The sequence below is a fragment of the Nioella sp. genome (genome assembly GCF_964229645.1).
Taxonomy (GTDB): Bacteria; Pseudomonadota; Alphaproteobacteria; order Rhodobacterales; family Rhodobacteraceae; genus Nioella.
This window is the reverse complement of the sequence record NZ_CAXREX010000302.1, coordinates 1-11,520: the sequence shown is the minus strand read 5'-3', so window position 1 is coordinate 11,520 and position 11,520 is coordinate 1. Positions and strand designations below refer to the sequence as shown.

The 11,520-nt window shown below is 65.9% G+C and carries 13 protein-coding genes, 1 tRNA gene and 1 pseudogene; 10 read left to right on the top strand and 5 right to left on the bottom strand.

Annotated features, from left to right (window positions below; all coding sequences use genetic code 11):
* Together glp and ACEQXV_RS19075 are read left to right on the top strand one after the other, a co-directional pair.
* Positions 1-1,295 (top strand): gephyrin-like molybdotransferase Glp (glp, locus tag ACEQXV_RS19080; protein ID WP_370270492.1); only part of this gene is annotated, 1,295 nt, incomplete at its 5' end.
* Positions 1,296-1,304: 9 nt separating this feature from the next.
* The gene (locus ACEQXV_RS19075) at positions 1,305-1,832 is read left to right on the top strand and encodes a DUF2478 domain-containing protein (protein ID WP_370270490.1); all 528 of its coding nucleotides are present in this window, start codon (positions 1,305-1,307) and stop codon (positions 1,830-1,832) included.
* Positions 1,833-1,946: 114 nt separating this feature from the next.
* On the opposite strand, the gene ACEQXV_RS19070 is transcribed toward ACEQXV_RS19075, so the two are convergent.
* From ACEQXV_RS19070 to ACEQXV_RS19055, 4 genes are all read right to left on the bottom strand, one after another.
* A tRNA-Thr gene (locus tag ACEQXV_RS19070) sits at positions 1,947-2,022 on the bottom strand.
* 43 nt (positions 2,023-2,065) lie between these two features.
* Complete coding sequence (locus tag ACEQXV_RS19065) at positions 2,066-3,649, bottom strand: heme biosynthesis protein HemY (protein WP_370270493.1); 1,584 nt, start codon at positions 3,647-3,649, stop codon at positions 2,066-2,068.
* A 14-nt stretch (positions 3,650-3,663) separates the two neighbouring features.
* Complete coding sequence (locus tag ACEQXV_RS19060; RefSeq protein ID WP_370270489.1) at positions 3,664-4,905, bottom strand: COG4223 family protein; 1,242 nt, start codon at positions 4,903-4,905, stop codon at positions 3,664-3,666.
* Positions 4,906-5,001: 96 nt separating this feature from the next.
* The gene (locus tag ACEQXV_RS19055; RefSeq protein ID WP_370252418.1) at positions 5,002-5,709 is read right to left on the bottom strand and encodes a uroporphyrinogen-III synthase; all 708 of its coding nucleotides are present in this window, start codon (positions 5,707-5,709) and stop codon (positions 5,002-5,004) included.
* A gap of 48 nt (positions 5,710-5,757) precedes the next feature.
* Between ACEQXV_RS19055 and tsaD the strand changes: the two genes are divergently transcribed.
* The 5 genes from tsaD to ACEQXV_RS19030 are packed head-to-tail and all read left to right on the top strand — an operon-like array spanning position 5,758 to position 8,909.
* A complete protein-coding gene (gene tsaD / locus ACEQXV_RS19050; RefSeq protein WP_370270488.1) occupies positions 5,758-6,837 on the top strand; it encodes a tRNA (adenosine(37)-N6)-threonylcarbamoyltransferase complex transferase subunit TsaD in 1,080 nt (359 codons plus the stop codon).
* Positions 6,834-7,778: an NAD(P)H-dependent glycerol-3-phosphate dehydrogenase gene (locus ACEQXV_RS19045; protein WP_370270486.1), complete on the top strand. Its 945-nt coding sequence runs from the start codon at positions 6,834-6,836 to the stop codon at positions 7,776-7,778. Before tsaD ends, ACEQXV_RS19045 begins: the two co-directional genes overlap by 4 nt.
* Before the next feature lie 5 nt (positions 7,779-7,783).
* Positions 7,784-8,053, top strand: coding sequence for a YciI family protein (locus ACEQXV_RS19040; protein WP_370252414.1), 270 nt, complete (start codon positions 7,784-7,786; stop codon positions 8,051-8,053).
* A complete protein-coding gene (locus ACEQXV_RS19035; RefSeq protein WP_370270485.1) occupies positions 8,053-8,472 on the top strand; it encodes an EVE domain-containing protein in 420 nt (139 codons plus the stop codon). Before ACEQXV_RS19040 ends, ACEQXV_RS19035 begins: the two co-directional genes overlap by 1 nt.
* A 53-nt stretch (positions 8,473-8,525) precedes the next feature.
* Positions 8,526-8,909, top strand: a complete 384-nt coding sequence (locus ACEQXV_RS19030; protein ID WP_370252412.1) for a DUF1761 domain-containing protein — start codon at positions 8,526-8,528, stop codon at positions 8,907-8,909.
* 221 nt (positions 8,910-9,130) lie between these two features.
* Here the strand turns inward: ACEQXV_RS19030 and ACEQXV_RS19025 are convergent, their stop codons facing one another.
* A complete protein-coding gene (locus ACEQXV_RS19025; protein ID WP_370252410.1) occupies positions 9,131-9,472 on the bottom strand; it encodes a DUF2853 family protein in 342 nt (113 codons plus the stop codon).
* A 207-nt stretch (positions 9,473-9,679) separates the two neighbouring features.
* Here ACEQXV_RS19025 and ACEQXV_RS19020 point away from each other — a divergent pair, with 207 nt between their 5' ends.
* The 3 genes and pseudogenes from ACEQXV_RS19020 to ACEQXV_RS19010 all read left to right on the top strand — a co-directional run.
* Positions 9,680-10,546 carry a phytanoyl-CoA dioxygenase family protein gene (locus ACEQXV_RS19020; protein WP_370270484.1) on the top strand — a complete coding sequence of 289 codons (867 nt, stop codon included), beginning with the start codon at positions 9,680-9,682 and terminating at the stop codon, positions 10,544-10,546.
* Positions 10,547-10,558: 12 nt separating this feature from the next.
* Entirely contained in the window at positions 10,559-11,170 is a 612-nt protein-coding gene (locus tag ACEQXV_RS19015; protein ID WP_370270482.1) for an HD domain-containing protein, read from the top strand.
* 69 nt (positions 11,171-11,239) lie between these two features.
* Positions 11,240-11,520: pseudogene (locus tag ACEQXV_RS19010) on the top strand (hypothetical protein); the annotation flags it as partial.

The window sequence follows — 11,520 nt, the reverse complement described above, 5'->3', positions numbered from 1 at the left end:
CTGCAGGAGACGTCCGCATGACGATTGCCTTGCCGATCGAAAACCATGGCTGCGGCTGCGATAGTGCGATCGCGCGCAAGGGGCTTGTCAGCATCGACGCTGCGCTCGAACGGATTGCCTCAGGTGTCACACCGCTTGGGGGCGTCGAGGAAGTGCCCCTTGCCCGCGCAGCAGGACGGGTTCTGGCCCATCCGCTGAAGGCACGGGCCAACACGCCGCCCTTTGATAGCGCGGCGATGGACGGATACGCGCTCAGCCTCTCGGACTTGCCGGGCGCGGGCCCCTGGCATTTGCAGATTGCAGCCCGTGTCGCCGCTGGTCAGAGCGGCCCGGCCCTGCCCCCCGGCACGGTTGCGCGCATCTTCACCGGTGCCCCCCTGCCAGAAGCTGCCGACGCGGTCATCATGCAAGAAGAGGTGACCCTTGAGGGGGGAGCCGTCTGCATCATCCGCCGCCCGCAGGCAGGAGAGAACATTCGCCGGGCAGGTGAAGACATGCAGAAAGGGGCAGAGGTCCTGTCAAAAGGCGCGCTGCTTGGCCCGCGCGAAATTGCCGTCGCCTCAGCAGCAGGGCATGGCTCGGTGCCCGTGTCCCGTCGAATCCGCACCGCGCTCTTGGTGACAGGAAGCGAGGTGCAGGCCGCCGGGCAGTCCCTTGGTGATGCCGCGATCTGGGACATCAACACCCCCGTGCTGACCGCCTGCCTGTCGATCCCATCGGTGGAGCTTGTCGCCGTAGAGACCGCAACCGACGACCCCACGGCCCTGGTCACCCAGGTCGAGGCGCTCGCCGCGCGGGCAGACCTCCTTGTGACGACCGGGAGCATCTCGGTCGGCGAGGCTGACTTCGTTAAGCCGGTCTTTGAGCGGCTTGGAGGCAAGACACTGTTCAGTGGCGTCGCGATGAAACCCGGCAAGCCCGTCTCGGCCGGGCGCATCGACCGTGCGACTTGGCTTGGGCTTCCCGGTAATCCGGTTTCGGCCCTACTGACATGGCAGCTCTTTGGTACGGAAATCCTGCGCCGCCTTGGCGGGCAGACGGACCCCCGCCCGGTCCGACGGCATGTGGTGCTGGCGGACCCGATCCGGCGCAAACCGGGCCGGTGCGAGCTCCGCCCTGCCCAGATTTGCGGCTTCGATGCGCAGGGCAGGGAAGTCGTTCGTTTCGACGGCGCGACCCATTCAGCGCGCGTGGCCGGCCTGCCGCTCTGCGATGGCGTGCTGATGCTACCGGCCGAAACCGACCACCTGCCGCAGGGCGCGTTGGTCGAATTCATGCCCTTTCACTGCAACTGAGGACTTCCCATGCATATCGCCTACACGATGGCCCCCGGACGCGGCGACACCGACCTGATCCTCGCGCGCGTCGCCGATACGCTCCTGTCCCGGGGCTACAGAGTTCGAGGAACTGTCCAGATCAACACGGATCGGGCCGATGCCGGACCGTGCGACATGGACGTGAAGGTCTTGCCTGCCGGTCCGGTGATCCGCATCTCGCAAAGCCTCGGGCGCGCCTCGCACGGTTGCCGCCTCGACCCAAGCGCGCTGGAGGCTGCCGTGGGCCACGTCACGGCGTCCTTCGCACCTGGTGTCGATTGCCTGATCCTCAACAAGTTCGGCAAGCACGAGGCCGCGGGGCGCGGGTTTCGTGATCTCATTGCAGAGGCGGTGATGCAGGATATCCCGGTTCTTGTCGGCACGAATGGCCTGAATGCGAAAGCATTCATGGATTTCTCAGGCGGTCTGGCCGCAGAATTGCCACCAGTAGCCGAGGGACTGGTGTCGTGGCTGGAAGCCCGGCTGAAACAAAAGGAACGGCAAACCGCGGCCTGAGCGCCTGCAAGAGGTCGACAAGACCAGAGGCAAGGCTTCCGCAGCCCACCACAGACAACCCTTCGATCAAGCAGATGCTTCCGCGAGTTGAATGACTGCGCCAAGGGGAAATCATGGTGCCGATGACGGGACTCGAACCCCCGACCCACGCATTACGAATGCGTTGCTCTACCAGCTGAGCTACATCGGCACGCGGGCAGGCTATTAGCAAGCCTGCCCGACCTTGAACAGACCTAATTTGCGGTGGCGCGCGGGGTCTCTTCGCTTTCAACCTGCTCCGAGACCTCGCCCATGTCGGGGGGCATGTGGCCCGGGGCGTGGGGATCGCGGTCCTGTTCTTCGGCTTCCGAATCCACGTCCACGATCACGGGTTCTGCATCGGGTGCAGGCGCGTCCTCGACGACGGTGGCCTCTACCTCCGGCATGTTCGAGCGGTCCTCCAGCGCGCCCACGATGAGGGGCAGCATCTGGGCGGTGCCGGCGAGGGCAGATTCGCTTTGCGGGGCCTCGATCCAGGCCAGCGTGTCGAAGCTTTCGCATTGTTCGCAGACCGGTTGCCAGTTGGCATGGACATGGCCGCAGGCCTCGCAGGTCCATTGCGGCCCGCGCGAGGCGGTCACGGCCTTGGCCAGCCATCCGCGCACCACCCGGTCTTCGCTGCCTTCGCCCCGCTCGATGGCGGCCATGATCGTCAACGACCGGGCCGTGGGGGCGGTTTCGGGCAAGTCGCCAAGCGCCTTGCGGGCAGCGGCGTAGTCCTCGGCTGCGATGTTCAGTTCGGCCTCCAGCAGTTTCACCTCGGCATCATCCGGGTGGCGGGCAAAGAGCACGCGAAAGCGCTTGAGCCGTGCAGCAGGGGTTTCCCCCGGTTCGATCCCGGCAAAGGCCGCCGCCAGGTCGGGATGCGGGGCCGCATCCCAGGCCTTGCGGATCACCTTGGCCGCGACCTTGGGCTTGCCTTCCTCGATCGCCATGCGCGCGGCCATCACGGCGGCAGGCACAAGGTCGGGCGACAGGCGGTTGGCATCCCCGGCTTCCTTGCGCGCGGCCTCGATCTGGCCTTCTGCCAGCGCATCGCGGGCATGGGCCAGGGCCAGCACGGCATCGCGGCGCTTGTGGACGTCGCGCGGCAGGGCATTCGACTTCAGCTTGGCCGCCAGCGTCTGACGGGCCCCGGCCCAGTCCTCCGCCCCGGCTTGCAGCCGCAGAAGCGTATCCTGAACCTCGCCATGCTGCGGCTTGAGCATGAAGGCTTTCTCGGCCAGTTTCAGCGCGGTGTCCGTATCGCCGGCGACGAGCTTCTGCTTCATGAGCCCCCTGATGCCCACGAAGCGCGTTGTGTCGTCTTCCAGCAGCTTCTTGTAGGTCTGGGTGGCTTTGGCCGTATCGCCCGCCATCTCGGCAGCCTGTGCCACCAGGAGGTTCGTCAGTTCGGGACGCTTGAGATAGCCTTCGGCGCGCTCGGCCTTGCGGATTGCCAGGCGCCCTTCGCCCGAGGCAAGCGCCAGCATGCCCTCGGACAGCGCCTGGTAGCCCTTGCGCTCGGCGCGGCGGTTGAAATAGCGCGAGATCGCGGTTTCGTCCCCGTTCAGGAACCGCACGACAGCCAGAAGCAAACCCAGAAGGCGCAGCACCAGATAGACCGCCAGCAGCAGCGCGAGCCCCGCGATGACCCCGGAAAGCGGCGTCAGGGCAAACTCGCGCCCGGCAACCGTGACCAGCAAGACGTCGCTCGATTCCATCAGGTAGCCCACTCCGAAGGTGAGCGCGACCACGGCCAGGACGAAGGCGATGATTTTCAGAACGGACCAGAGCAGCATGTCGGTCCCCCTCAGTTGGCGGCATCAAGCGCGGCGGCGAAGACGTCCATCGCCTCCAGTGCTGCAATGCGGGTTTGGGCACTGGCCCTCCAGTCGGCCATCATGGCCAGAGCCTCGTCAGGCAGGCCGGACAATTCGGCCACGGTCGCTGCAAGGTCCCCCTCGCGCAGTGCGGCTTCGGCCCGCGACAGCACCGCGTCGGCGCTGTCGCCATCCTGCGGTTCCAGCGAGCGGCCCCCGACCTGGCTTTGCAGGAAGGCGGTGACGCGGTTCATGGTGCCTTCGCCCGCTGTCTCGCGGATCGCGACCGGAAGCGCGGCGCGGGCGGCGGCAGGGAAGCTCGATTGCAGTTCCTCCAAGGTGGGAACCCCGGTTTCCGCCGCCGCGGCGAGGGCATCGGGCACCTCGACCTCTGCCCCGGCAGCAACGTCAGCCAGCGCGCCCGAAAAGGGCGCACCGGTTGCCACGGCGATGCGTAGTTGGCCAAGCGCTGCCTGCGCTGTTGCTGCGCTGACGCGCGCCTCGGCCCGCGTTTCGGCGGCGGCGATCCGTTCTTCGGCAGCGGTGGCAGCAGCCTGCAATTCGGCAGCCATGGCCTCGTTCGCGGCCTGTTGTTCGGCAAGGCTCGCGGTCTGTTCCTGCAGGGCGGCCTGCATCTGGGCGACGGCAGCGGCAAGAGCGGCAGAGTTGCCGCCGCCTTCCCCGCCAGTGCCAAGCGGCAGGGTTTCAAGATAGGCGATGCGGTCCGTCAGGCCCGAGATCTGCCCCCCCGCCGCGTCGATCCGGGCACCAAGCGCGTCGATCCGGGCCCCGAGAGGGGCAAGGTCCACCGGCTCGGGCGCGGGGGGCATGGCCTCGATCTGGCCTTCAAGCGCTGCCGTGCGGGTGGCAAGCGCGGCAAGGGTTGCTGTCTGACCTTCCAGCGTTTCCTGAAGCGCGACAAGGGCGGCGGCGGTGCCGTCATCCTGCGCGTTCCCGGAGGACAGCCCCATGTAGGCGGCACCATAGCCAAGCCCTGCGGCCACCACGCCCCCCAACAAAAGGGGCACGACGCCCGGTCCCCGGCGTGGCTCCGCCGGGGCAGGCAGCGGGGCATGGGGTGCCTCTTGCGAAGGCTCTTCCACGGGCTCGGGGCTTTCGTCCACGATCTCGGCATCCTCGACCTGTTCAGGCGCTTCCGAGGCGGTCATCTCCTCGTTGGAACCGGCGTGGATGTCTTCATCGTCTGTGGGGGTCGTCGTCGGGTCGGCCAACGCAGTATTCCTTCAATCTGTCCTTGACGCGCCGCAGCAAGGACCATGCCGCAGCGCCGAGTCACAGATAGGGTCGCACGGGGGCGACCGCGAGGGCTAGGGGCAAAGTTGTCTCGCCACCGCATTGAGCATCGCGGCGCCGGTCGGGGTCTCGGCGATGCTTGCCAGTCCGTGAAGGGCGGGGGGCAGGGCGTCGCGGGTTGCCGCGCTGATGCAGGGCAGGGCGACGTTTGCCGTTTCGACCAGCTCGGCCCCCAGAAGCGCTGCGCTGCGCGGGGAAAAGAGTGGCGCGATCACCCGGCGGGGACCGGAAAGCAGTGCGCGCGCCGCATGGCTCAGCGACAGGTCTTGCTGGTCGTAGACCGTGAAACCTTGTGCCGCGAAGCCCGCATCCACAAGGGCACCCACCACGTTGCCGCGCACATGCCGCCCGTGCAGGTGAACCAGGGGGGCTTTCGGGGCTTCGGAGCGGATCAAGTCCAGCAATTCGCCCGTTGCCCCGCCAGCAGATCGCGCGACGAGCCCCGCCGCGCGGGCCGCGTCCGCAGTCCGGTCGCCGACGCAATAGGCCATCCGCCCTGCTGCGCCGCCACCGGCCGCGTAGGCGCGAACGCCGTTTTCCGAGGTGAAGATCATCGCCGCCTTTTCCGGCAGCTCGGGCAAGGGGCCCAGAACGACCCGCTGCATCGGGGCCAGCACGATCTCGACCGCATCCCCGAACCTCTCCCGGCAGGACGCGGCAAAACGCTCTGCCTGCGCCTCGGGGCGCGTCAGCAGGATAGCGGGGGTGGCATTGTCAGGCATCGGGGGGAGTGTTACCTGCGAGGCACCCCTTGTGCAACGACGCCCACCATGACCGACCGCCTGACCATCCTCGGTATTGAAAGCAGCTGCGATGACACCGCAGCCGCCGTGCTGCGCGTCGACGGCGGGCCAAAGCTTCTGTCATCGGTCGTCAGCAGTCAGACCGAGTTGCACGAAGCCTATGGCGGCGTGGTGCCGGAAATCGCCGCCCGTGCCCATGCCGAGCGGCTTGACCTGATGGTGGAGCAGGCCATTGAAGCGGCAGGCATCGCCTTGTCCGAGATCGACGCCGTTGCCGTCACCGCCGGTCCGGGGCTGATCGGGGGCGTCCTGTCGGGAGTGATGTGCGCCAAGGGGCTCGCGCTTGGGCTTGGCGTGCCCCTTGTTGGCGTCAATCACCTGGCCGGACATGCCCTGACCCCACGGCTGACCGATGGGGTTTCTTTCCCTGACCTCATGCTTCTGGTCTCGGGCGGGCATTGCCAGTTCCTGCGCGTGGACGGACCCGACGATTTCACGCGCCTCGGCGGAACCATCGACGATGCCCCGGGCGAGGCCTTCGACAAGGTCGCCAAGCTCCTGGGTCTGCCGCAGCCGGGCGGGCCTGCCGTAGAAGCCGCGGCGCGTGAGGGCGACTCCAGGCGCTTTGCCCTTCCGCGCCCCCTGCTCGATCGAGAGGGATGCGACATGTCCTTTTCCGGTCTCAAGACCGCCGTGCTCAGAACGCGCGACGGGTTGGTCGCCGAACAGGGCGGTCTGCACGAACAGGATCGCGCTGATCTTTGCGCGTCCTTCCAGGCTGCCGTGCGCGACGTGCTGGCAGAGAAATCCCGCCGCGCGCTGGCAGGGCAATCCGACCTGACCTGTTTCGCAGTGGCTGGCGGTGTGGCGGCGAACCAGACCTTGCGCGCGGCGCTCGAGGATGTGGCCGCCACGCAGGATGTGCCGTTCCTCGCTCCGCCGCTTAAGCTGTGCACCGACAACGCCGCGATGATTGCCTGGGCCGGGTGGGAGGCCTACCGTGAAGGCCAACGTGACGGCATGGACCTTGCCGCGCGTCCGCGCTGGCCGCTTGACCGCACCAGCCCAGCGCTGATCGGGTCCGGCAAGAAAGGGGCCAAGGCATGAACCGGGTGGATGTGGCAGGCGCAGGTGCGTTCGGAACGGCGCTGGCCATCACGCTGGCCCGGGCGGGGGCCGAGGTGACCCTATGGGCGCGGGCCGGGGCCGACGGGCTGCAGGCCGCGCGTGAAAACACCCGCCGATTGCCCGGCCATGCGCGGCCCGATGGGCTGCGTGTAACCGCTGAGCTGTCTGACCTCACTTCCGACCTGCTGTTGATGGCGGTGCCCACGCAGAAACTGGGGGAGGTGACGGGCCTTCTGTCGAAACGCCGGGTGACCGTCGTGGCCTGTTCCAAGGGGATCAACCGGGAAACGGGGCTGAGCCCAAGTGCCACCATCGCCGCTGATATGCCCTATGCAACGGTCGGCGCGCTGACGGGCCCAAGCTTCGCCGAGGATATCGCGGCGGGCCTGCCCACGGCCCTGACGCTTGCCTTTGCCGACGACGCGGTTGGCGCGGTCATGCAGGAACGGCTGTCGACGCCCACGTTGCGCCTATACCGCACGACGGACCTGATCGGGGCCGAGATCGGCGGCGGGCTCAAGAACGTCATCGCCATTGCCGCGGGCGTTGTGATCGGGGCGGGTCTTGGGGAAAGCGCCCGCGCGGCGCTCATGGCGCGCGGCTTCGCTGAGATGCGCCGCGTGGCTGCAGCCTGGGGCGCGCGGGATGAAACGCTTTCGGGCCTCTCTGGCTTCGGCGATCTCGTGCTGACCTGCACCTCGGAAAAATCGCGCAACTACCGCCACGGGCTGTCCTTGGCCGGAGCGCGCCCGCTGGATGAACGCGCCACCGTCGAAGGCGCTGCCACGGCCATCGAGCTTGCGGCCATGCCGGGCCTGGATACCCCCGTGGCCGACGCGGTTGCCGCGCTTTGCCAGGGCCATGCGACCGTGCCGCAAGTGATTGCCGACCTTCTCAACCGCCCCCTGAAACCGGAGTGACCCACATGCTCTATGCCCTTATCTGCACCGACAAACCCGGACATCTTGAGCTTCGCAAGGCCAACCGGGACGCGCATATCGCCTACCTGAAATCCACGCCCGTCGTGCATGCCGGCCCGTTCCTGAACGAAGCGGGCGAGATGATCGGATCGCTCGTCGTGATCGAAGCGGACGGTCGTGCCGGGGCGCAGGACTGGGCCGCGAACGACCCCTACGCCAAGGCAGGCCTTTTCGAGAAGGTCCGGATCGAGGCGTGGAACAAGGTGCTCGGCTGATGCGTTACTGGCTCTTCAAGTCCGAGCCCAACACCTGGTCCTGGGACCAGCAGGTTGCCCGCGGTGAGGCGGGCGAACAATGGGACGGTGTGCGCAATTACCAGGCGCGCAACAACATGCGCGAGATGCAACTGGGTGACCGCGGGTTCTTCTATCACTCGCTAAGCGAAAAGGCCGTTGTCGGCGTGGTCGAGGTTTCGGCCCTGGCCCATCCCGACAGCACCACCGACGATCCCCGTTGGGATTGCGTGGACATCAAGGCCGTGGGCCCCTTCGCAACGCCTGTGACTTTGGCCGACATCAAGGCAGACCCGCGTCTGTCCGACATGGTGCTGGTCAAGAACTCGCGCCTCTCGGTGCAGCCGGTGACGCAGGCGGAGTGGGACATCATCTGCGCCATGGGCGACTTTTCCGCTTAAGGTTGTGCTTGGCCCGTGGCATGCTTCGGGACAGTTCAACTGGAGGGAACGTCATGGAGTTTCTCAACGTCCTGGTCGCGGGGGCAGCCGCGTGGATCTTCGGTGCGCTTTGGTACATGGTCCTGGCCCAGCCCTGGATGGAGGCCAACGGCCTGAGCGAGGACCAGATCGACCGGGGGGATCCCAAGCCCTATATCGTCAGCTTCCTCATGGCCATCCTGGTCGCGGGCATGACCCGGCACATCCTGGCCAGCGCAGGGATCACCACCGTGGGCGGCGGGCTTATGGTGGGGGCCGGGCTCGGCCTTTTCGTGGCGGCACCCTGGGTCGTCAACAACGTGATGTACAGCCTGCGGGGCAAATCGCTGATCTGGATCGACGGCGGCTACCCGGTGATTGGCTGCACCATCATCGGCGTGGTGCTGATGCTGTTCTGAAACAAGAAGGAGGGCCCCGACCCCCCGGGACCCTCCTGTACCCACGCGCATCCACTCGCTCCGCACGTGTTCTATGAGGGTCCGCCATCCTGGCCGGGACGATGGGACCATAGCCGCCGAAGCGCCCAGGCTTCAACGGAAATGCCCCAAGGATTTTAGCCAAAGAAGAAACGAAAAAGGCCCACCTGTGCGGCGGGCCCCTCTCTGTGGCAGCGTCCGGATCAGCCGTAGACGCTTTCCTTGCCGAAATGCTTGGCCAGCATGTAGTAGATCACGGCGCGGTACTTGTTGCGCTCGGACCGGCCATAGGTCTCGATCACCGAGTCGATGGCAGAATCCAGTTCCGGCCCGTCGGACAGGCCCAGCTTCTTCATAAGGAAATTCTTTTTCACCGTCTCCAGCTCGCCCGGCTGGGACCCGGCAACCGTCGAGGCGTCCGCGTCATAGATCGCCGGACCGCAGCCGATGGTGACCTTGGTCAGCAGGTCCATGTCCGGCTCCATCCCGCACTTGTTGCGCAGGTCCTCGGCATATTTGGCGATCAATTCGTCGCGCTTGCCCATCACACTTCTCCCTATTGATATGTTTCGGGATATTTCCCTTCCATTACGCGCCGTATGAAATCTGGTGATCCCCTTTATGGCAACGATTATCTTTGGCGATTCTCGGTTTCATTGAAGAATCGCGACAGCTGACCTGTCGTAAACGGGTGGGACAGGGCATAGGGCGGCTTTCAGGCTGGAGCGGAATGATCAGTATGGGAGCATGCCATGGTGGGCCAACTGACCGCAGATCAGGTCGCACGCTACGCGCGGGACGGGTTCCTGCACCCGATCCGCGCCTTCGACACCGAAACCACCGCCAGATTGCGCAAAGAAGTCGAGGCGCTGGAGGCGGATCATGGGCAAGGGGCCGGGGGCCACAGTCTCAACCAGTTTTTCCGCGTGAACGGCCAATTGGTCATTCCGCTGCTTCACCGCATCGCTGCGGAACCCGGCATTCTCGATGCCGTATCCTCGATCCTCGGGCCCAATCTTCTGGTCTGGTCAGTGGAACTGTTCATCAAGGAAGCGGGCACCACCAAGGTCGTGTCCTGGCACCAGGACATTACCTACTGGGGCATGGGCGAAACGGACGAGGAGCTGACCGCCTGGCTGGCTCTGTCTGACGTGTCGGTCAAGGCAGGCTGCATGCGTTTCATCCCCGGCAGCCACAAGAACGCCATCGTGCCCCATGCCGACACCTTCGGCGAGGACAACCTTCTGTCGCGTGGGCAAGAGATCGCGGGCATCAACGAGGATGAAGCCGTCTTCGGTGCGCTGAAACCCGGCGAGATGTCGTTCCATCACGGCCGCACCTTCCACGCCTCCGGGCCCAACATGTCCGACGACCGGCGCATTGGCATGGCAATCCGCTATGTCACGCCCGAGGTGCGCCAGCCCGATCTTGCCCGCGACTACGCGATGCTTGTGCGCGGCAAGGACGAGATGCAGGGTTGGATCAACGTGGCCCCGCCGGCGCGGCTCTTTGATCCCGCGTCGCTTGCCCTTTATGACGAGGTGCTCGCCGCCCAGTCCGCGGCGCTGACGGCGGGGGCCGAAAACCAGGTCGGGCTCTACGCCCCCAAGATGCAGTGAGAGGATGAACCGATGACGACGGATCAGAAGGTCAGCTTCACCCAGATGAAGGACGGCACGAAAGAGGATTACGAGCTTCTGGAAAAGCTCGAAAAACCCTACCTGGCCCTGACAGCCGACCGCGTGATGGACGAGTTGCGCCGGCAGGGTGAGGTCTCGCTGGAAGGCTACCGCATAACCCGGCTGGAACACGGATTGCAATCGGGCACGCGCGCCTTTCGCGAGGGGGCGGATATCGACTGGGTCGGGGGGGCGCTTCTGCATGATATCGGCGACGGGCTTGCCCCCCAGAACCACGACCGGTTCTCGGCCGAAGTCATCCGGCCCTTCGTGCGTGACGAGGTGGCGTGGACCGTCGAACACCACGGTATCTTCCAGATGTTCTACTACGGTCACCACTACGGATGGGACAAGGATGCGCGCGACCGATTCCGGGATCACCCCTGTTGGCAAAGCTGCGCGGATTTCTGCGAAAGGTGGGACCAGTCCTCGTTCGATCCGGACTACGACTACGAACCGCTGGAGTTTTTCGAGCCGATGGTGCGAGAGGTCTTTTCCCGCAAGGCCTACGATCCCGACGTGGTGCAAGAAGGCGTCGTGAAGGGCCTGCCTGCCCTGGCCTGACGCGGCTCCTTTGCCACGGGCAAAAACAGGCGTAGACTTCGGACATTTCCATATCGTGGGAGGTGCCAGATGCGCCCGTTCTTGATTGCCGTTCTCCTCACCTGTCTTGCGGCTTCCGCCCAAGCGCAGTCAGCCCTTGATGCGCTGATGGCCGAGGCCACCGCAGACTGCGCCAGTTTCGAAAACGGCGAGCTTTTGGTGGGCGAGGAGTCGACCAATTCCGTGGACCTCACCGGCGACGGAGTGCCAGAGGTGATCCTCGACGCCGAGTTCCTGCACTGCTCGACCATGGCCATGGCCCCCTATTGCGGGACCGGGGGCTGCGCTCTCTACGCGATCGTGGACGAAGA

Coding starts and splice junctions, on each gene's coding strand:
- ACEQXV_RS19075 (WP_370270490.1), top strand. CDS start 1,305: ATGCATATCGCCTACACGATGGCCCCCGGACGCGGCGACACCGACCTG.
- ACEQXV_RS19055 (WP_370252418.1), bottom strand. CDS start 5,709: ATGCCTGACAATGCCACCCCCGCTATCCTGCTGACGCGCCCCGAGGCG.
- tsaD (WP_370270488.1), top strand. CDS start 5,758: ATGACCGACCGCCTGACCATCCTCGGTATTGAAAGCAGCTGCGATGAC.
- ACEQXV_RS19045 (WP_370270486.1), top strand. CDS start 6,834: ATGAACCGGGTGGATGTGGCAGGCGCAGGTGCGTTCGGAACGGCGCTG.
- ACEQXV_RS19040 (WP_370252414.1), top strand. CDS start 7,784: ATGCTCTATGCCCTTATCTGCACCGACAAACCCGGACATCTTGAGCTT.
- ACEQXV_RS19035 (WP_370270485.1), top strand. CDS start 8,053: ATGCGTTACTGGCTCTTCAAGTCCGAGCCCAACACCTGGTCCTGGGAC.
- ACEQXV_RS19030 (WP_370252412.1), top strand. CDS start 8,526: ATGGAGTTTCTCAACGTCCTGGTCGCGGGGGCAGCCGCGTGGATCTTC.
- ACEQXV_RS19025 (WP_370252410.1), bottom strand. CDS start 9,472: ATGGGCAAGCGCGACGAATTGATCGCCAAATATGCCGAGGACCTGCGC.
- ACEQXV_RS19020 (WP_370270484.1), top strand. CDS start 9,680: ATGGTGGGCCAACTGACCGCAGATCAGGTCGCACGCTACGCGCGGGAC.
- ACEQXV_RS19015 (WP_370270482.1), top strand. CDS start 10,559: ATGACGACGGATCAGAAGGTCAGCTTCACCCAGATGAAGGACGGCACG.